This is a genomic window from Pseudoalteromonas sp. CR1, assembly GCF_019392235.1.
GTDB lineage: Bacteria > Pseudomonadota > Gammaproteobacteria > Enterobacterales > Alteromonadaceae > Pseudoalteromonas.
Genome location: NZ_JAHXRM010000633.1, coordinates 1 through 235 on the forward strand (window position 1 = coordinate 1; position 235 = coordinate 235).

1 protein-coding gene is annotated in these 235 nt (G+C 65.1%); it reads left to right on the forward strand.

The features are described 5' to 3' along the window. Positions 1-235 (forward strand): NAD(P)-binding domain-containing protein (locus KZZ04_RS20820; protein ID WP_257903722.1); only part of this gene is annotated, 235 nt, incomplete at both ends.

Sequence of the window (235 nt, forward strand, 5' to 3'; positions counted from 1 at the left end):
GGCCAACCCATGGCCGCCAACCTGCAGAAAGCAGGTCACCAATTGTTCCTGTCCGAACACCACGGCAAGGCCCCGCAAGCGCTGATCGACGCCGGCGCCGTGGCCCTGGCCAACCCGCAGCAAGTGGCGCAGGAAGCCGAATTCATCATCGTGATGGTGCCCGACACCCCACAGGTCGATGACGTGCTGTTCCGCACCGACGGTGTTGCCGCCGGGTTGTCGCCGAACAAGGTGG